At 43.3% G+C, this 18,477-nt stretch carries 19 protein-coding genes; 9 read left to right on the forward strand and 10 right to left on the reverse strand.

All coding sequences use genetic code 11. The annotated features are described in order from the left end of the window. Nucleotides 1-195 precede the first annotated feature (195 nt). Nucleotides 196-549 carry a 50S ribosomal protein L19 gene (rplS, locus tag DW650_RS08870; RefSeq protein ID WP_006858535.1) on the forward strand — a complete coding sequence of 118 codons (354 nt, stop codon included), beginning with the start codon at nucleotides 196-198 and terminating at the stop codon, nucleotides 547-549. A gap of 41 nt (nucleotides 550-590) precedes the next feature. Here the strand turns inward: rplS and DW650_RS20490 are convergent, their stop codons facing one another. Further along, nucleotides 591-1,025, reverse strand: a complete 435-nt coding sequence (locus DW650_RS20490; RefSeq protein WP_186898967.1) for a hypothetical protein — start codon at nucleotides 1,023-1,025, stop codon at nucleotides 591-593. Between DW650_RS20490 and DW650_RS20625 the strand changes: the two genes are divergently transcribed. The 3 genes from DW650_RS20625 (at nucleotide 936) to hisC (ending at nucleotide 3,683) form a co-directional block, all read left to right on the forward strand. Then, the gene (locus DW650_RS20625; protein WP_334294399.1) at nucleotides 936-1,175 is read left to right on the forward strand and encodes an aldo/keto reductase; all 240 of its coding nucleotides are present in this window, start codon (nucleotides 936-938) and stop codon (nucleotides 1,173-1,175) included. The two genes, DW650_RS20490 and DW650_RS20625, sit on opposite strands and share 90 nt — an antisense overlap. Nucleotides 1,176-1,405: 230 nt before the next feature. Continuing rightward, complete coding sequence (locus tag DW650_RS08885) at nucleotides 1,406-2,614, forward strand: pyridoxal phosphate-dependent aminotransferase (protein WP_118209683.1); 1,209 nt, start codon at nucleotides 1,406-1,408, stop codon at nucleotides 2,612-2,614. Between the two features lie 13 nt (nucleotides 2,615-2,627). Next, complete coding sequence (hisC, locus tag DW650_RS08890) at nucleotides 2,628-3,683, forward strand: histidinol-phosphate transaminase (protein WP_118209684.1); 1,056 nt, start codon at nucleotides 2,628-2,630, stop codon at nucleotides 3,681-3,683. A gap of 12 nt (nucleotides 3,684-3,695) precedes the next feature. On the opposite strand, the gene DW650_RS08895 is transcribed toward hisC, so the two are convergent. Beyond that, complete coding sequence (locus DW650_RS08895) at nucleotides 3,696-4,604, reverse strand: type II CAAX endopeptidase family protein (RefSeq protein ID WP_117922544.1); 909 nt, start codon at nucleotides 4,602-4,604, stop codon at nucleotides 3,696-3,698. A 282-nt stretch (nucleotides 4,605-4,886) separates the two neighbouring features. Between DW650_RS08895 and DW650_RS08900 the strand changes: the two genes are divergently transcribed. Continuing rightward, nucleotides 4,887-5,186 carry a YerC/YecD family TrpR-related protein gene (locus tag DW650_RS08900; protein ID WP_117922545.1) on the forward strand — a complete coding sequence of 100 codons (300 nt, stop codon included), beginning with the start codon at nucleotides 4,887-4,889 and terminating at the stop codon, nucleotides 5,184-5,186. A gap of 84 nt (nucleotides 5,187-5,270) precedes the next feature. Here DW650_RS08900 and DW650_RS08905 read toward each other — a convergent pair whose 3' ends face one another. Continuing rightward, nucleotides 5,271-5,882 carry a DUF1836 domain-containing protein gene (locus tag DW650_RS08905; RefSeq protein ID WP_117922546.1) on the reverse strand — a complete coding sequence of 204 codons (612 nt, stop codon included), beginning with the start codon at nucleotides 5,880-5,882 and terminating at the stop codon, nucleotides 5,271-5,273. Between the two features lie 161 nt (nucleotides 5,883-6,043). On the opposite strand from DW650_RS08905, the gene pcrA reads away from it, so the two are divergent. The 4 genes from pcrA (at nucleotide 6,044) to DW650_RS08925 (ending at nucleotide 10,778) form a co-directional block, all read left to right on the forward strand. Beyond that, on the forward strand, nucleotides 6,044-8,287 hold the full coding sequence (gene pcrA / locus DW650_RS08910) for a DNA helicase PcrA (RefSeq protein ID WP_118209685.1): 2,244 nt from the start codon (nucleotides 6,044-6,046) through the stop codon (nucleotides 8,285-8,287). Between the two features lie 166 nt (nucleotides 8,288-8,453). Beyond that, nucleotides 8,454-8,750 carry a hypothetical protein gene (locus tag DW650_RS08915; protein ID WP_117922548.1) on the forward strand — a complete coding sequence of 99 codons (297 nt, stop codon included), beginning with the start codon at nucleotides 8,454-8,456 and terminating at the stop codon, nucleotides 8,748-8,750. A 72-nt stretch (nucleotides 8,751-8,822) separates the two neighbouring features. Further along, complete coding sequence (rlmD, locus tag DW650_RS08920) at nucleotides 8,823-10,508, forward strand: 23S rRNA (uracil(1939)-C(5))-methyltransferase RlmD (RefSeq protein ID WP_118209686.1); 1,686 nt, start codon at nucleotides 8,823-8,825, stop codon at nucleotides 10,506-10,508. Between the two features lie 24 nt (nucleotides 10,509-10,532). Further along, nucleotides 10,533-10,778 carry a DUF6061 family protein gene (locus DW650_RS08925; protein ID WP_021683568.1) on the forward strand — a complete coding sequence of 82 codons (246 nt, stop codon included), beginning with the start codon at nucleotides 10,533-10,535 and terminating at the stop codon, nucleotides 10,776-10,778. Nucleotides 10,779-10,829: 51 nt separating this feature from the next. On the opposite strand, the gene DW650_RS08930 is transcribed toward DW650_RS08925, so the two are convergent. The 7 genes from DW650_RS08930 to DW650_RS20030 all read right to left on the reverse strand — a co-directional run. Further along, entirely contained in the window at nucleotides 10,830-13,475 is a 2,646-nt protein-coding gene (locus DW650_RS08930; protein ID WP_118209687.1) for an ABC transporter permease, read from the reverse strand. A gap of 15 nt (nucleotides 13,476-13,490) precedes the next feature. Continuing rightward, nucleotides 13,491-14,162, reverse strand: a complete 672-nt coding sequence (locus DW650_RS08935) for an ABC transporter ATP-binding protein (RefSeq protein WP_006858253.1) — start codon at nucleotides 14,160-14,162, stop codon at nucleotides 13,491-13,493. 135 nt (nucleotides 14,163-14,297) lie between these two features. Further along, a complete protein-coding gene (locus DW650_RS08940; RefSeq protein WP_117494646.1) occupies nucleotides 14,298-15,197 on the reverse strand; it encodes a sensor histidine kinase in 900 nt (299 codons plus the stop codon). Further along, nucleotides 15,190-15,867, reverse strand: a complete 678-nt coding sequence (locus DW650_RS08945) for a response regulator transcription factor (protein WP_117489490.1) — start codon at nucleotides 15,865-15,867, stop codon at nucleotides 15,190-15,192. The genes DW650_RS08940 and DW650_RS08945 overlap by 8 nt, the downstream gene beginning before the upstream one ends. Before the next feature lie 108 nt (nucleotides 15,868-15,975). Beyond that, a complete protein-coding gene (locus DW650_RS08950; protein ID WP_330414628.1) occupies nucleotides 15,976-17,055 on the reverse strand; it encodes a hypothetical protein in 1,080 nt (359 codons plus the stop codon). 44 nt (nucleotides 17,056-17,099) lie between these two features. Beyond that, nucleotides 17,100-17,732: a hypothetical protein gene (locus DW650_RS08955; RefSeq protein WP_021683574.1), complete on the reverse strand. Its 633-nt coding sequence runs from the start codon at nucleotides 17,730-17,732 to the stop codon at nucleotides 17,100-17,102. Continuing rightward, nucleotides 17,725-18,477: DUF6076 domain-containing protein (locus tag DW650_RS20030; protein WP_243102909.1), on the reverse strand; the 753-nt coding region annotated here is incomplete at its 5' end. The genes DW650_RS08955 and DW650_RS20030, both read right to left, overlap by 8 nt.

The following is an 18,477-nucleotide window of genomic DNA, read 5'->3' on the forward strand; positions in this document are numbered from 1 at the left end:
GTTGTTTATGACGATGATTATGAAAACGGGGCTTTGTGGATAAAAGTACGGAAACTCAATACGGAAACTCAAGTAAAAAATATCTTTACAATCACAAATTTATGTGATAAGATATAATGGTTGTGAGTAAAAATAGATGGTCCTCTGTTACGAATTCGCGTATTAAGAACATCCAAATTATCAGGAGGTCACAAAATGAACGCAAGTGAAATCATTAAGAACATTGAAACAGCACAGTTAAAAGCAGAAGTACCGGAGTTCCGTGTTGGTGATACTGTAAAAGTTTACGGTAAGATCAAAGAGGGTAACCGTGAGAGAATCCAGGTATTCGAGGGTACTGTACTTAAAAAACAGGGTGGAAGCAACCGTGAGACATTTACTGTAAGAAAAATCTCTAACGGTGTCGGCGTAGAAAAAACATGGCCGTTACATTCTCCGAACGTTGAGAAAGTAGAAGTAGTTCGTCAAGGTAAAGTAAGACGTGCTAAATTATTCTACTTAAGAGATCGCGTTGGTAAGAAAGCAAAAGTAAAAGAGTTAGTAAAATAGTAGATGTAAAAGAAAAGCTGCAGTGGAAACACTGCAGTTTTTTAATTTTTCGGACGTGCACTGCGGACTAAAGTACTTATGGTACAATAAGTAACATGAACTTCTGCATCGGTCAAAGGGATCGCTTTCCGGTCTTTCATGGGCTGGTTTAAGGGTGTTGCGATACTGGTGGAAAAACATAACAATGAGGAGTTCCGGACCAGTTCCTCAAACTCAAATTCATCTGTCTGTATCAGAAAACGTGATGCAGGCATTTTTTGTTTTACCAGTTCAGTCCAGAAACCGATCTGGTCACGGAGAAGGCAGTTAAAGCCATTGAGCTGCGTGAGACTTAACTCGGCGTTATCTATAAAAACGATTTCTTCAACATTCCGGTACTCAAAGAAATCGGAACAAAATATGGAAAGAGTGTAGCTCAGGTAGCACTCCGCTTCCTGCTTCAGAATGGGGTAGTTGTCATCCCGAAATCTACCCACGAAGAAAGAATGCAGGAAAACTTCAATGTGTTTGATTTTTCACTGACCGATGAGGAAATGAAGCAGATCGAAGCACTTGATACAGGAGAAAGTTTATTCTTTTCACATTATTCACCGGAAACCGTGGAATGGTTTATGAGTATTGTATAGATAACAGGCTTGTAAAAGCGTATTGCAGTTTATGGAAGCTGCAATACGCTTTTCGTGTATAATAGGGAAAAATCGTCGCATTATGAAACATCAATAATTCCAGTGAAAATAGCATTTACTTCTTTATAGTGCTGTGGTAAAGTATTTAAAGATATATTATAAATACACTTCTTTCAGTGGGATTTGTGTGATCTGCAACAACAGAAATGTATACGAATGGAGATAGAATTATGGTTTCAAAAAGAATACAAAAGGCTTTACTCGGAAATTCTGCGATCCGTGCAATGTTTGTAGAAGGAAAAGCAATGGCAGAAAAATATGGTGCAGAGAATGTCTATGATTTTTCTCTTGGCAATCCAGCAACACCGGCTCCGGCAGCGTTAAATAACAGTATCCGTGATCTGTTAGACGAGGCAGATAAAAAAGGTGCATCAGGTTCTCTGGAATTACACGGATATATGGAAAATGCCGGCTATAAAGATGTGCGTGAAGCGATCGCAGAGAACTTAAACAAACGTTTTGGTACTGCATTTGATGGTCATAATATTGTAATGACAGTCGGTGCAGCAGGCGGTCTTAATATAATTTTTAAGACAATTTTAGATCCGGGAGATGAGGTGATCGTGTTTGCACCATTTTTCGGTGAGTATCGTCAGTATGCAGCTAATTTTGATGCGGATATTGTAACGGTAAATCCGGATCTTCGGACATTTCAGCCGGATTTAGCTGACTTTGCGGCAAAGATCACAGAAAAAACAAAGGCACTTATCGTCAATACACCAAATAATCCGACAGGTGTGATTTACAAACCTGAGACGATGCAGGCAATCGCTGCTATCTTAGAAAAGAAACAGGAAGAATACGGACATGACATTTATCTGATATCAGATGAGCCTTATCGTGAACTGGTTTATGATGGAAATAAAGAAGATTTTCTGACAAAATATTATAAAAATACGATCGTTGGATATTCTTTCAGCAAATCATTATCACTGCCGGGAGAACGTATCGGTTATGTGGTAGTTCCAAATGAGGCATCTGATGCCGAAGATCTGATACGCGGTATTGAGATATCAAACCGTACGCTTGGATTTGTCAATGCACCATCTTTGATCCAGAAAGCAGTTGCAAGATGTTTAGATGAAAAAACTGATGTTTCTTTTTATGATGAAAACCGAAAGATGTTATACGATGGCTTAACGAATCTTGGCTTTACCTGTATCAAGCCGGAAGGAGCATTTTACCTGTGGGTGAAATCTCCGGTCGCCAATGAAGAAGAGTTTGTAGAAGAGGGCAAAAAGCTGCATCTTCTGATGGTAAAAGGAAGTGCATTTGGATGTGGCGGATTTGTACGCCTTGCTTATTGTGTTTCTCATGAGACAATCAAAAATTCACTTCCTGCATTTGCAAAATTAGCAGAAGTGTATGGACTGAATTAGTAGGAGGCATAGAATGGGTAACTGGGAATCTTATGTAAGAAAAGTAGTACCGTATGTTCCGGGAGAGCAGCCACAGGAACAGCGTATGATCAAATTAAATACAAATGAAAATCCGTATCCACCGGCACCAGGAGTGATCCGCGTACTGAAAGAGTTCGATACAGACCGGCTCAGATTATATCCGGAGCCGGCCTGTAAAGTTCTTGTGGATGCGATCGCAGAGTATTATGGTTTAAAGAGCAGTCAGGTTTTTGTGGGTGTTGGATCGGATGATGTACTTGCAATGATCTTTATGACGTTCTTTAATTCTAAAACACCGATCTGGTTTCCGGATATTACGTATTCGTTTTATGATGTCTGGGCAGATATGCTTCGGATACCATATGAGGTAAAACCGTTAGACGATAATTTCCAGATCGTAAAAGAAGATTATTATGGCGAAAATGGAGGCGTAGTTTTTCCAAATCCAAATGCACCGACAGGAATTTTAATGCCACTTTCAGAAATTGAGGATATCATAAAGCATAATCAGGATGTGATTGTGGTTGTGGATGAGGCATATATCGATTTTGGAGGGGAGAGTGCACTTCCTCTGATTGAGAAATATGATAATTTGCTGGTGGTCCAGACTTTTTCAAAGTCACGTTCCATGGCAGGCATGCGTATCGGCTATGCAATGGGAAATGAAAAACTTATTAAATATATTAATGATGTGAAGTACTCATTTAATTCCTATACGATGAATCAGACAGCACTTGCACTTGGTGTGGAAGCAATAAAGGACAAGGACTACTTCGAAGAGACCAGACAGCGTGTAATAGCGACCCGTGAATGGACAAAGAAAGAGCTTGCAAAACTTGGTTTTTCATTTGGAGATTCCATGAGTAATTTTATCTTTGCAACACATGAGCGTGTGCCGGCAAAAGAATTGTTTGAGGCTTTGAAAAAAGAACATATTTTTGTGCGGTATTTTTCAAAAGAACGAATCAGCAATTATCTGAGGATCAGTATCGGAACAAAAGAAGAGATGGAAGAACTGATTCGTTTCCTGAAAAATTATCTGCAGTGATGAAACCGGACGTTAATTGAATGGAGGAAAAGTATCATATCCCGTATTTTCAAGTGGCAGAATAGACATTTGTTTTTGAACCATGCGGTTTGATCCAAAATGGAAGAGGACAAAACCGCATGAGATACAGATCACTCCTGTGGCAAAATAAAGGATGAAAAAGAGTGCACTGCTGCCGGTTGGTAAAATGCTGCTTATGACGGTTCCCCAGAAGTTAAATAACATGTGAAACAGGATAGACTGATAAATACTGCCACCTCTTTCACAGATGTAACCCAGAATCATACCGAGGAAAAATGCATAGATTCCCTGTATCATATTCATGTGGAAAACTCCGAATAAAAGTGCCTGCATGATGTTTGCTGCCCAGAACGGAAATACTTTTTTTGCCTGATGCATGGTAACACCGCGAAAGAGAAGTTCTTCACCGATTGGGGCAAGCAGGACGGAGTAAAAGAACATGGATACGGTCAGCCCATTTGTCATTCCTGCAGTGTCCATAAGTTTTTCATAGGCTTTCATCCACTGTGGAAACAAAGATGCCAGGAAAGAGACCAGATAGGTCGACAGACACTGTGTACCAGGTACTAAAAGGATGATCCCAATAACGGAAAGCGGATGGAAAATCTTTCCCGGGTGAACCAGATAAATCCCATGATATCCGGCATGGTACCATAGACCGAATGCTCCGATACAGAGCAGGGAAAATACGATCATGATCATGGTATTTACGCGCGTTGAGGACCAAAGGTTTAAAGTATTGTTCCAAAGCTCTGTATAGACATGGCTGGAAGAAAAAATATAGCGGATATGTTCATAAAACAGGGCTACTCCCATTACAAAAAACATGGCAAGGTACTGGAATGCTATCGCAAGCAAAAATGGTATAAAAGTAAAGAAAAATGAGCCTATTTTTTTCATGTGGAATGCTCCTTTACAGGGTAAAATATTTGTTGGTAAAAAATATTATAGCAAACATATGTTTGAAAATCAATAGAAAAGAAATAAAAATCAGAACAAATGTTCTGATTTTGTAAACCGATATATTTCATTGCATTTACATGGAGAAAATGATATAATAACGGTCTGCGAAAAAAATAAAATAACAAAAATATCTATTTACTTTAAAACTTTAATATGCTAAAATGCAACATAGGTGTATAGCGCACATAGCGTGCAATCAATAAAAAAGGAGAAAGGATTATGAGCAAGAAACTTAGGACAGAGGCAGTTGATCATCTGTTTGATGCTATTTTAAGCCTCCAGAACAAGGAAGAATGTTATACATTTTTTGAAGATGTATGTACTGTGAATGAGCTGCTTTCTTTATCACAGAGATTTGAAGTTGCGAAGATGCTTAGAGATCAGAAGACATATCTTGATATCGCAGAAAAGACCGGTGCTTCCACTGCAACGATCAGTCGTGTAAACCGTTCATTGAATTATGGCAATGACGGATATGATATGGTTTTCTCAAGACTTCAGGAAAAAGATAAAGAATAGAAATAAAAAGAACCGCTATTCCGGCAGACAGGTGTATATGCAAATATATGATCATCTGTCTTATCAGAAATAGCGGTTCTTCTATTATTTTTTGGATGGTTTTGTGTCCGGATCTTTTGAAGCCATCTGGTCGATCATTTTTTCAATCAGAGTTTTTTTGATGTATACATCATAACTGAGCATACAGATAAAACTGAACGTATGCAAAAGATCGGCTTCTTCTTCCGATGCATCCGGGAATGTTTTCATGGAAGTGTTGAATTTCTTTGCAAGATCTTTCATGAGGTTCTGTGTTTCCGGATGTTCTAAACTGAAAACTTCTTTATAGATATCTTCGAGACTGTAGTGCTCGTCATTGCCGAAGTATTTTTCTGTGATCGGATTTAAAATCCCCTGGATATCGCTGATACTTAAAATACTCTTCAGATAATAAATAAAGATCAGAACCAGTACATGTTCTTTGGTATATTTCTTCTTTTCCGGTGGAGGAAGAAGGTTGTTTTTTGCATAATTGTTGATCATTGTCTTAGTCAGGATTTTGTCGTCATCATGACGCTTGGAAGCTGCAAGCTGTGAATCCATAAATGTGGTTACCTGATCCATATATAAATCAATATTCGGAATATCTTCCGGTTTGACGTAATCAATCTGCTGTAAGGAATCTAAGATTGAACGTAAAAATTGTTTCGTATCCATATTTGTGTCACCTCTTATCACATTATATAGTAATGAAAACTAGATGACAAGATATAAATGAAAAAATAATTTAACAAAATAATTCAAGATAGGTTTTATTGCACGAAAAGTACATGTTATAGTATAATAGCAATCAATGAAAGAAAAGGAAAATAATAAATATGAGTATATACGATACACTGAATGAACAGCAGAGGGAAGCAGTATATCAGACGGAGGGACCGGTGCTGATCTTAGCGGGAGCAGGTTCCGGGAAAACGCGTGTGCTGACACACCGTGCTGCTTATTTAATAGAAGAAAAGGGAGTTAATCCCTATCATATCATGGCGATCACTTTTACCAACAAGGCAGCTGGGGAGATGCGGGAGCGGATTGATAAAATTGTTGGATTCGGTTCGGAAAGTATCTGGGTATCGACCTTTCATTCAAGTTGTGTGAGAATCCTGCGCCGTCATATTGACCGGATCGGATTTGATACCAATTTTACGATCTACGATGCGGATGATTCAAAATCCCTGATGAAAGATATCTGTAAGCGTTTAGAGATCGATACTAAGATTTATAAAGAGAAAAGTTTTTTAGCAGCAATCTCGTCAGCGAAAGACGAACTAATCACACCGACAGAACTGATGCAGCGTGCACTGACATCTTCTGATTATGCAAAACGCAGACAGGCGGAGGTATACCGGGAGTATCAGGATGCATTACATAAGAACAATGCGCTTGATTTCGATGATCTGATCATGAAAACGGTAGAACTTTTACAGTCGGATCCTGAAGTGAAAAATTATTATCAGGAGCGTTTTCATTATATTATGGTAGACGAGTATCAGGATACCAATACAGCACAGTTTGAACTGATCCGTCTTCTGGCGGGAAAGTATCAGAATCTTTGTGTAGTAGGTGATGATGACCAGTCTATTTATAAGTTCCGTGGGGCGAATATTTATAATATTTTAAATTTTGAAAAACATTTTCCGGATGCAAAAACAATCAAATTAGAGCAGAATTACCGTTCCACCCAGAATATTTTAAATGCAGCAAACAGCGTGATTGCAAACAATGTCGGCAGAAAATCAAAGACACTCTGGACTGCAAATGAAGAAGGTAAGAAGATTGATTTTGAACAGTTTAATACCGGTTATGAGGAAGCTGATTTTATCGCATGTGATATTGCAGGTGATGTAAAGAACGGAGCTTATCATTATGGGGATCATGCTGTTTTATACCGTACAAATGCGCAGTCACGACTGTTTGAGGAGCGTTTTATCGTATCAAATATTCCGTATAAGATCGTCGGTGGTGTAAACTTTTATGCCAGAAAAGAAGTGAAGGATCTTCTTGCTTATTTAAAGACGATTGACAATGCACGTGATGATCTTGCGGTGCGTCGTATTTTAAATGTTCCAAAACGTGGCATTGGCGCAACGACTGTAAACCGTGTGACTGATTATGCTGGGGCATACGATATCAGCTTTTATGATGCCTTAAAGCGTGCAGATGAAATCCCGTCCATTGGAAAAGCAGCATCAAAAGTAAAGCCATTCGTAAATCTTATTCAGGTGTTCCGGAGTAAACTGGAGTTTATCAGCATTTCACAGCTGCTTCATGAAGTGATCGAGGAAACAGGATATGTTAAGGAACTTCAGGCGGAAGGTACCGATGAAGCTGAGGCAAGGATCGAGAATATCGATGAGCTTTTAAGTAAAGTTGTAAGCTATGAGGAAAGCGAGGAACATCCGACACTGAGCGGTTTTCTGGAAGAAGTAGCACTGGTGGCAGACATTGACAGCCTGGAAGATGACAGCGACTATGTTGTCTTGATGACGCTGCACAGTGCAAAGGGACTGGAATTTCCTAAAGTGTATTTAGCAGGTATGGAGGATGGTCTGTTCCCAAGCTATATGTCGATCACGTCGGATGATTCAAGTGAGCAGTTAGAGGAAGAACGCCGCCTTGCTTATGTGGGTATTACCCGTGCAATGAAAGAATTGACGATCACCTGTGCAAGGCAGAGAATGATCCGAGGTGAGACACAGTACAATAAAGTTTCACGATTTGTCAAAGAAATTCCTGCAGAACTTTTAGATGGAAAAGAAACAGTTCCTGCAAGAAAGGAAGCGGGTACTTCAACTGGAAATGAATGGAGTGCAAAATCAAAACGGATGAACATGAAACAGCAGCCTTCCGGACAGAGCATGCAGGCGCGTGCATTTGCGTCTGTTCATACGAAAGCGGAAAAACTGCCATATGATATTGCTGACCGTGTTTTACATACAAGGTTTGGAGAAGGCACTGTAGTTGCGATCGTAGAAGGTGGACGGGACTATGAAGTCACGGTTCAGTTTGATACAGTGGGCATCAAAAAAATGTTTGCTTCTTTTGCAAAATTAAAAAAGATATAAAAATGTTTAATTTATAAATTTTTAATAGGCGAAATGGGAAACATATGATATAATATTAACATGTAATGAATTTACATTGCGGAATGTAATACGCATAATATTAGAATCATCAGGTAACATATGACTGTGAGATACAGCAGTCTGAAAATAGAAGGAGGGGAGCCCTATGAACAAGATGGACGATTTAAAAGATTTAGTTAACATTTCAAGATTAAACGAACTGCTGAATAAAAAAGAAGCAGAGGAAGAGAAGAAAGCTTCCAAAGTTGTCTGGGTATTTGCGATTATCGGAATTATTGCCGCAGTGGCAGCAGCAGTTTATGGAATTTATCGATTCTTTGCACCTGATTATCTGGAAGATTTTGAGGATGACTTCGAGGATGATTTTGATGATGATTTCTTTGAAGACGAAGAAGATGACGACAAAGCAGAAGAGCCGGCAGAGGAAAAAACAGAAGAGTAAGAAATATCTTAGGGGGCTGCAGTGTTGCAGCCCTTTTTAGTTTGTGTTAATAGAAAAAGAAAGGAACTGGTTATGAAAAAAGGGCAGATCGTAGAAGGAATCATTGAAAGGGTGGATTTCCCGAATAAAGGAATTTTAAGAACGGAAGATGGTACACGTGTGATCGTAAAAAATGCGATCATGGGACAGAAAGTATCAGCAGCAGTCAATAAGGTCAGAAAAGGAAAATGCGAAGGACGACTGCTTGAAATATTGGAAAAATCTGCACTGGAGCTGCCGGAACCTGGATGTGTTCATTATGGGATCTGTGGTGGCTGTACATTCCAGAGCCTTCCATATGAGGAACAGCTTAAGATGAAAGAAAAGCAGGTCAAAGACCTGATCGACGCAGTCATCACTGAAGAAAATAAGGGATATGAGTTTTTACCAATCAAAGCAAGTCCAAGACCAAAAGCATACCGCAACAAGATGGAGTTTTCATTTGGAGATGAATATAAGGATGGTCCGTTGGCACTTGGAATGCACAAACGCGGCAGTTTTTATGATATCGTAAATGTAGGAGAGTGCCAGATCGTAGACGAAGATTTCCGTCGTGTGCTTAAGATCACGTTGGAATATTTTAAGGAAAAACAGATTCCATTTTATCATAAACTCCGTCACACCGGGTATCTCCGTCATTTTCTTGTGAGAAAAGCAGCAAAAACAGGAGAGATTTTAGTTGACCTTGTGACAACTACACAGATGGAGGAACTTAGTGGGGAAAATGAAAGTGCATTATTAGAAGGCTGGGTGAAAAAACTTTGTGAGGAAAAATATGACGGTGTGCTAAAAGGAATCCTTCATACAAAAAATGACAGCGTTGCCGATACGATCAAAAATGAGGGGACAGATATTTTATTTGGACAGGACTTCTTTTATGAGGAACTGCTTGGTCTGAAGTTTAAAATCACGCCATTTTCCTTTTTCCAGACAAATTCCCTTGGTGCAGAAGTACTCTATCAGACTGCACGTGAATTTATCGGGGATGCGCTCGACGATGAGGCGAATCAGACAGTATTTGACCTGTATTCCGGAACCGGAACAATCGCACAGATACTTTCTCCGGTTGCAAAGAAAGTGATCGGTGTGGAGATCGTGGAGGAAGCTGTTGTGGCTGCAAGGGAGAATGCAGCTTTAAACGGACTTACCAACTGCGAATTTATCGCGGGAGATGTATTAAAAGTGATCGATACGATCGGGGAAAAACCGGATTATATCGTACTTGATCCGCCAAGAGATGGAATCCATCCGAAAGCACTGGAGAAAATCATCCGCTATAATGTGCCGCAGATGGTCTATATTTCCTGTAAACCGACCAGCTTAGCAAGAGATCTTGAAGTGCTGCAGGCGAGGGGTTATCAGGTGAAGAAAGTGCAGTGCGTGGACATGTTCCCTGCGACGGGAAATTGTGAGACGGTTGTCTTGCTTTCCAAGGGCGAGGTCGACTCGAAAAAGATTCGGGTTGAGTTCTCTTTGGAAGATATGGATATGTCGGAGTTCCAAGATGGGGCAACCTACACGCAGATCAAGGACTATGTACTGGAACATAGCGGATTAAAGGTATCCAACCTCTATATCTCACAGATTAAACGGAAATGTGGGATTGAGGTAGGCAAAAACTATAATCTGCCGAAATCCGAGGATTCCAGACAGCCCCAGTGTCCGCCGGAAAAAGAGAAAGCAATCCGAGAAGCATTCAAATATTTTGGGATGATCTAACATCCAGCAAAGTGGAGGTTTCTTATGGATAGATTGATTTCTTGTGAGTTTAACATGGATACCGCTTGTGTGGAACTGAAATTTTTAGATGGCAGCATGATTGCCATTGATACCATCGCCGTGGAGAATGAGGTTGCTGACAATATGTATCAACGGTCAGAACTGGATTATCTAATCTACAATGATCCGGTTGGATATGCAGACTTGATCTTGAACGGTGATCCCGAAATTTATCTAAAAACTGTAACTGAATGTAAACCCTTAGATTAAAACTCAGCCCTCTGCCTTTTCCTTGGCAGAGGGCCGTTTTTTGCTTAACAGTTATTGAGCATCCCTTAATTGCTCTACAACACTGCATTTCGCTGCATTGTCATACATCATGCAAGGAATCAGCCACCCCAGCAGAAGAAATACCGGAATTGTCAGCAGGACAGGCAGAATGGTGAATCGATACTCAAAGAACCAGAACATACTGCCCAGCATTTTTCCTGCAAGAGGTCCCACCGCCAGCGACAGAATAAAGGCCGCCGATACGGAGGACATTGCGTAAAACAATCCCTCGTAGATCAGCATGGTTTTGAGCTGCCGGTTCGTCATTCCTACAGCCTGAAGCACAGCAAATTCACGGCGGCGGGAAAGAATACTGGTCATCATGGCGTTGAAGAAATTTAAGAGTCCCACCAGCCCGATGATAGCACAGAGGATACCACCTACCAGAAGGAACATCTGCCGGAACTGAGCAAACTCAGAGCGAGCCGTGGCCTTGCTTTCATACATCAAGGGTGAAAACTCACCGGCAGTGAGCTTCGATAGATATTGCTCTGCTTCGGCCTCGTCTGCGTCGTCTGCTGTGTCGAACAGGTAGAGCATCGGAATGGCCGCACCGCCGCTGTCCCTCTGTGCGGTATCCACAGACAAAACTGTCTCATATCCAATACCACCATAACGATAACTCATGGAATACGGAAGCTCTACCAAGGCGCAGACCGTGTACTCTACATCTCTGGCTCCATACAGTTTTTCCTGAAAGTACTCCTCCGGTGTATCTTCGGTGCGGAGTTCCCCGGTGCGGCTGTCGATATATTTCACATCGTCCGCATAGGTGGCGGTGATCGTGTCTCCCACCTTGGGGTAGTATTCAGGATTGGGCAGATTACCGTAGTCATCTAAGGAAACCGCAATGGCAATAGCGTTATTGTTTGGCTCCAGCATAGGAGAAATATCTCCGTCGAACACTTGCAGCTTGTCAAACAGGCTGTTATCCAGAGCCTCGATTCTGGTATCTCCCATCACCATATCGCCCCGGTGCTCCATGCGGCTCATATGGCTGTCCAACTGCTCAGCACTTTCGTACCTTGCATAGTCCTGCCGCAGAGCATCCTCCGTCATCCAAAGATATACGGGTTTTCGCACAGCATATCCCGTGCCGGAAAGACTGGACTTTGTGTTTGCTGCGATCTCTTCGATCTGTTCCGGCGTGATGAATTCATCTGCCGGGTTGTAACGGAAATAGTCGGGCGTGCTGACGATAAAATCGGCGCAGGTCATGAAGGATACATACTTCTCCATGCTGAAGCCGCCCACAAAGGCACACAGTGCATTGAACAGCGTCACCGACAGTGCCAGAGACACCACCACCAGCACCGTCTTTTTTTTGTTTCGTCCCAGATTGGCAAAGGCCATCTGATGGAGCTTCGCTCCCCGGGTGCTGCGCTGTTTTTTCTTGGTCTGCATCGCATCTGTATATTTGGTAGCCTCCACCGGAGAAACCCTGGCTGCCATTTTCCCGGGCTTGGAGCAGGACAAAAGCACCGTCAGCAGGGCAAACAGCACGGAGCCAACAAAGATCACAGGCGAAGTGCTGATGGTGGTGATGCCTGCATCCAACTGGGTGGAGCGCAAGACAACAGGCACCAGAACAGCGCCAATGCCATAGCCCAACAGCAGCCCCGCCGGAATGCCGATCAGACAAAGCAGAAGTGCCTGCTGGCGAATGATGCGTTTGAGCTGCCGGGGCGTTGTGCCAATGGTTTTCAGAAGCCCGTAAAACCGGATATCCCCCGCAACAGAGATCTGGAAAATGTTATAGATGATAAGATACCCGGTGAAAATCACCAGCAGCAAAAAAGCTGCTATGGCGATCACAAGTTCCGGATCGAGATGCGACTCCAGCTGGGATGAGGTATATCCCCAGTTGACGCCGATCCGGACGCTGTTGGGATCGGTATAGCTGTCCCATGTGTAGCCGAGATCGGTATCCACCTGCTCCATCTGCCCTTGAATGTTTGTACTGGAAGCCATCATGACATTCAAATCGGTGCGGAAAGGCTGTAAACCTGTTTTCACTGCCTGCGCTTCGATGTCATCTGCGTAATCACGGCTGATGTTGATGTAATGAACAGGCATTAGTTCATCATAGTCCCAATAGCCCACCAGCGTAAAGGTATCTGTTACAGTAAAGGCGGTTTGATCCTTGTCCGTAATGGAATAGGAAACCGTGACCTCGGCGCCCAGCTCCGGCGTTACGCCAAGCAGCCGCAACGCTGCCGTATCCATGGCTACCTCTTTGCCGCTTTCGGGCATCCGTCCGGTAGTAGGGGTTGCATAGCTCCATTTAGTGCAGTTGGCATCCATGTAGCTGATCTCTGCAGGGGTTTTGGAAAAGACACCCTCCGCAGTGATACCGATTACCTTCCGTACCCCCGCAGCCTTCACCTTTGGGTGGGCAGCGATACGTTCCGCCTGCTCGGGGGAAACATCCTTAAAGGTACCGTGTGCATAGCCACCTACCTGCCGAAACTGGTAGGTTTCATAACTGGCGTTCAACGACAAGACAATGGTGAACATGGACGTAAATAGCAGCGTTGTCAGCGCAATGGCAAAAATAGCGATCAGATTGCGGCGACGGTTCGCATAAAGAGATTTTAAGCTGAGCTTTCGAATACATTTTCTGTTTTTGACATTCATCGTAGCCACCTCCCGTTAGTTCTGGGAGACGATCCGACCATCTTCGATACGGATAATGCGGTCTGCCATCTGCGCAATTTCTTCGTTGTGAGTGATCATTACGATTGTCTGGGCGAACTTTTGACTGGTGACTTTCAAAAGGCTCAATACATCCTGGCTGGTTTTGGAATCCAGATTGCCGGTGGGTTCATCTGCCAGAATGATAGCGGGTGCTGCCGCCAGCGCACGGGCAATGGCTACTCGCTGCTGCTGACCGCCGGAGAGCTGATTGGGCAGGGCATCCAGACGATCATCCAGCCCAAGTGTCTGTACAATTTGCTGTACGAAATCCTTATTGACCTTGCCACCGTCCAGCTCAATGGGTAGAACAATATTTTCATACACATTCAGCACCGGAACAAGATTATATGCTTGGAACACAAAGCCGATTTTCCTGCGGCGGAAGATGGTCAGCGCTTCCTCCTTCAGGGAGAAAATATCCTGTCCGTCCACCATGACCGTGCCACTTGTAGGGCGATCCAGCCCGCCCAGCATGTGCAGCAGCGTGGATTTGCCGGAGCCGGATGTGCCGACAATTGCAACAAATTCGCCCTTCTTTACACTTAAATCAACTCCATCCAACGCATGAACTGCGTTATTGCCGGAGCCATAAATCTTTTTCAGGTTTTTTGCCTGTAAAACTTCCATAAATGAGTACCTCCATGAAAAAATCTGTATGTATGAAAGGAAATCATCCTTTGATACATACAGATTATCGCATAGGAATCTTTCCACATTCTTTCCGGCGGAAAATGAAATCTAACAGTTTTGATAGAATTGTTGTTATTTCGGCAGAAATATGGAAAACGTACTTCCTTTTCCCGGAACGGAAGCAATCTTGATATAACCTCCCTCGCCGGATATGATCTGTCGGGCAAGGTATAAGCCGATGCCGACCCCTTCCTGCTCTTGAACCGCCTTTGAGCGGTAAAAGCGAGCAAATATCTTCGCTTGCTCAGTTTCTGGTATGCCTGAACCGGTATCCGATATATCGATCCTTGCAAACATTTCGTAACTTACGGCAGAAATCCTGATTGTGCCATGCTCTGTATATTTGATGGCGTTGTCTACGATATTCGCCAGCGCTTCCGCTGTCCATTTGAAGTCGAATACAGCAAAAGCATCTGTATCCTGCATTTGCAAAGACAATCCTTTTTCAGAAGCCTTGGCAGTATATTGTTCTACCACACTTTCAAGCAGCGGCTGCAGCGCTGCTTGCTGAGGGGAGAGTGAAATGATCCCGTTTTCCAGTCTGGAAAGCTTTACGAGAGAATCAATCAGAAATCGCAGCTTTTCCGATTGTTTGTACAGCGCCTCCACATTTGCCTTCGCCGATGCAGGCATAGTTTCCTCCATCAGAAGCTCGCTGTATAACAGCAGGTTTGCAATCGGCGTTTTTGTCTGGTGGGAGATGTCCGCAATCAAGGTTTTGATTTTGTCTTTTTCCTGCGCTATGTTTTGAGAAGATGCTTCTGCGGCGGAAAGATAGTGCGCAAACTTCGTTTCCAATGCAGATAGCCGGCTTTCATCAAAATTGGTTTCAGAAAAGGAGCCGGTCATGGCAGCGTCCAGCATCCTTTCGATTTCTTCCATCGTTTTTCTGATCTTCCTCCGCTCCCATAATACAGCAGCTATCGCCGCCAGAAAACATAGCAGTATGATCACAATGCCGGTTTTATTCATCTTTTGTCACCCAGCTATAACCGATTCCGTAGATGGTTTTAATGTATTTCTGTGCGCCAAGCTTATCCCTCAGACGCTTGATCGTAACAGACAAAGCATTTTCATCCACATATTCTGCGCCATCTGTCCAGATCCGGTCGACAAGGTCTCCACGGGTCATGGTTCGACCACGGTTTTCAACAAGCAGACGCAGTAATTTTTGTTCTGTTTTACTCAATTCCACTTTTGAATCTCCCACATAAAAGGTCATAGACTCAAAGTCAAAGTGAAATAGATCCATATGGAACGGCGCATTTTTATGGTTTGACGCTTGCTTTCGCAGTTGGGTATTCACCCTTGCACGCAAAACCGAAAGAGAAAAGGGCTTGGTAATATAATCATCAGCGCCTCTCTCCAGTCCGTCTACGATGTCCAGATCGGTGTCGTTGGCAGTCAGCAGAATAACAGGAATTCCGGGCAGGTTTTCCTTGACCTCCCGAAGCAGCTCAAGCCCGCTGCCATCCGGCAGATTGATATCCAGCAGGATCAGGGATACACCGCCGCAAAGAAGCTGTTCCTTCGCCGTTTTTAGGTCTTGGCAGGATATAATCTGACGGTCATCTGCTTTCAGTGCTTTACTTAAACCCTGATTCAACCCTATATCATCTTCAATAATCAATAATTGTTCCATGTATCTCACTCCCTCGTTATTCAAAGGCCACCATTATTTCCTTGGGTAATTTTTCGTTCTCACAGTTCAGAAGATAGGCGATTGCTCTGCTTGCAAATTTGTTTGTTTTCACTGTATCCCAATCGGCAAGCAAAAGACCTCTGCCTTTCCGTTCTCAAAATCTAATGATATTTCGCCCCATTCGCCGTCGCAGTCTGCCTGATATTCGTAGATTGCGGCGGCGATTTTCTTTTTTCGCTTGGTCTTGGATTTCTGTTTTAGCCGGACTGCATGGATTGCGCCCTCGGCAACCAACAATTCCGTCAACTTGTCCACTGCTTTTCGGTAGGCTCGTTCTGCACCGCTGGCTGTACTGCCCTCAAACATAACCGCCAGTTCTTCAAAGGTGGGGCGGTCTTTCCATGAGCTGACACGCCCACAAGTCATGCAAATTGCTAACCGTTTTTCGAGCAAGGTCTGTTCCCGGTAATTCAGTTTCTCAAATGCCTGCTGCACCTTTTCTGCTTGTATGCCGTTCCAGAGGATATCGGTATAGTTCCAGCTATCGTCAAGGGCTACATCCTCGCCTGTTTCCTCGCCGTTCTCGTCTGTCACATAGAATGGCTGCTGATTGCGGATTCCACGGACAACTTTCAGATATTCTTCCGCAAGGGCAAGATCGCAGTTGTATTTCTTGGAAAATTCGTTGACCGCATCCTTGGTATTGTGGTACAGCCAAGCCATTGACCGCACCATTTTGTAATTGGTCAGAGAGGACACCGACCATTTTTCTTCGCCCATGCGAAAACGGAGCATAGCATCCCGGATGAACGGGAAAATGTATGTAGCATACTCTGCACCCTTGGCAAGGTCATAGTCCATCAGCTTTTGGAGCATTTGCTCCCGGCAGGAGAGCTTTATATCTATAAATCGGTCTGTGTCATACAGATCGCCGCCATCCACACCGAGAAAGTCTTTGATGCGCTTGTTAAGTTGCGGCTCGTAGTAGTGTAGGAAGAATGAGAAATATATCAAATTCTTTTCCTGCAAGGCAGACAGGATATATTCGTTCAGATTGCCTACCGCTGGAGGCTCCGGTTCCAGTTGGAAGATGCGCTCTGCCGCATAAGGAATGATGCCGTCACCGTGCGGATTGACAGCGTGTTTTGGTATGTATCCGGTCATGTCCCATGAAAAATCACTCAGCATAGCGCACCTCCTTTCGGTTCTTTCTCTATCAATATCGACAGTAATTATGCATCGAACTTTTTGTTAGTAGTATTATTTTCGTCGTCCATCATATCACTTAGCACGGCAAAAGCTTGGCTCAGCGGCACAGCCTTAGAAGTCCAGTTTTTCAAACTAAACAAGTTGGAAGATTCATCAAACACATCAAATTCGTCTGTCCCATCAGTGATTTTCTTCAAGTACAACATTTCTATCAAATACAAAGCTCCCAAGATATTTAGTACATTCTCCTGCTTTGCTTGCTTCAACTGCTCATAGCGGTTGTGCTTGACATCTGTAAATGCTCCCCACCATTGCAACGACTGTGCGGGCTGGGTAATATCCCAATTCATAAACGGTTGTATTTCGATATCGTATTCCTGTACACTGATTTTTTGATTTTTTATATCCGGTGTGTTGGTCAAAATATACTGTGCATAGTCTGCAACCGTTTTTCGATCCGTTGTATTGAAACCGCAAAACTCTTTGAATACAGTATCCAACTCTGCCCCTATGGCTTGAATTAAGAGGGCATATCCGTTAGAAAATGCATCAAAATTGTCCTCATGTAGTTCTACAAACTCTATTGATTCAACAAAACGCTTTTCGAGCATTAAGTAGTATTTCCAATGATTCTGACTAAGTTCTTTTCTATTCATGTTTGTCCCTTTCTTTGTATATTTTTGCACTTGCTTCCTTTTTCAAAGCCGCCTGGTCCATTTCTTTTTCATAAGCTCCCTTGGCATAGGCTACATTGCTCAATGCCCGGAGCATCTTATCTTTTGCCAGCTTTTTCATAACCTCTGCAAGATCAGCGTCCAGAGTACCACGCTTCACATAGCGGTTTATGGTGTTCAGCCGTTTCTCATAAATCTGTTTCACCGGATGATCGTCCGCAAGCTCCCGTTGTTCTCTGCCTTTCAGGTTGCCGATCTGCCGACAGGTGCGGTGCAGCTTGTCCCCCGGTGCATAGCCGCCACAGTATTTGGCGTGCCGTGCGTTGGTGGTCAGAAACCACTTGCCGCAGATTTTGCATTTCTTCGGTGCATGACCAACACACAGGCCCTCAAAGAGATCAGACCGGAACATCCCTACAAAGGATACATAGTGCATCCGCTTGACCAGCTTCGCAACTTTTTCGCCGGGACGGATGACGGATACATACTGAACGGAATTGTTCAGGGTAGACATCCAGGCATTGCCTTCCGTGATGGAAAACTCCGGCGGGAAATAGCTGCCGAACATTTTTGCAAAACCCTCTGCGGTGCGGTCTGCTTCGTTGCCGTCTGTTTTTTCTGCAAAATCAAGCATGGCCGTTTGGTATTCCCCAAGGGAGTATGCCAGATGCCCGAAAACTGCGGTATAGCGTTGGAGCATCATCGCATCGGTAAAGTTCTGGATTTC

The organism is Roseburia sp. AM23-20 (genome assembly GCF_003470905.1).
In the GTDB taxonomy this organism is placed as follows: domain Bacteria; phylum Bacillota; class Clostridia; order Lachnospirales; family Lachnospiraceae; genus Roseburia; species Roseburia rectibacter.

Coding starts and splice junctions, on each gene's coding strand:
- rplS (WP_006858535.1), top strand. CDS start 196: ATGAACGCAAGTGAAATCATTAAGAACATTGAAACAGCACAGTTAAAA.
- DW650_RS08885 (WP_118209683.1), top strand. CDS start 1,406: ATGGTTTCAAAAAGAATACAAAAGGCTTTACTCGGAAATTCTGCGATC.
- hisC (WP_118209684.1), top strand. CDS start 2,628: ATGGGTAACTGGGAATCTTATGTAAGAAAAGTAGTACCGTATGTTCCG.
- DW650_RS08895 (WP_117922544.1), bottom strand. CDS start 4,604: ATGAAAAAAATAGGCTCATTTTTCTTTACTTTTATACCATTTTTGCTT.
- DW650_RS08900 (WP_117922545.1), top strand. CDS start 4,887: ATGAGCAAGAAACTTAGGACAGAGGCAGTTGATCATCTGTTTGATGCT.
- DW650_RS08905 (WP_117922546.1), bottom strand. CDS start 5,882: ATGGATACGAAACAATTTTTACGTTCAATCTTAGATTCCTTACAGCAG.
- pcrA (WP_118209685.1), top strand. CDS start 6,044: ATGAGTATATACGATACACTGAATGAACAGCAGAGGGAAGCAGTATAT.
- DW650_RS08915 (WP_117922548.1), top strand. CDS start 8,454: ATGAACAAGATGGACGATTTAAAAGATTTAGTTAACATTTCAAGATTA.
- rlmD (WP_118209686.1), top strand. CDS start 8,823: ATGAAAAAAGGGCAGATCGTAGAAGGAATCATTGAAAGGGTGGATTTC.
- DW650_RS08925 (WP_021683568.1), top strand. CDS start 10,533: ATGGATAGATTGATTTCTTGTGAGTTTAACATGGATACCGCTTGTGTG.
- DW650_RS08930 (WP_118209687.1), bottom strand. CDS start 13,475: ATGAATGTCAAAAACAGAAAATGTATTCGAAAGCTCAGCTTAAAATCT.
- DW650_RS08935 (WP_006858253.1), bottom strand. CDS start 14,162: ATGGAAGTTTTACAGGCAAAAAACCTGAAAAAGATTTATGGCTCCGGC.
- DW650_RS08940 (WP_117494646.1), bottom strand. CDS start 15,197: ATGAATAAAACCGGCATTGTGATCATACTGCTATGTTTTCTGGCGGCG.
- DW650_RS08945 (WP_117489490.1), bottom strand. CDS start 15,867: ATGGAACAATTATTGATTATTGAAGATGATATAGGGTTGAATCAGGGT.
- DW650_RS08950 (WP_330414628.1), bottom strand. CDS start 17,055: ATGCTGAGTGATTTTTCATGGGACATGACCGGATACATACCAAAACAC.
- DW650_RS08955 (WP_021683574.1), bottom strand. CDS start 17,732: ATGAATAGAAAAGAACTTAGTCAGAATCATTGGAAATACTACTTAATG.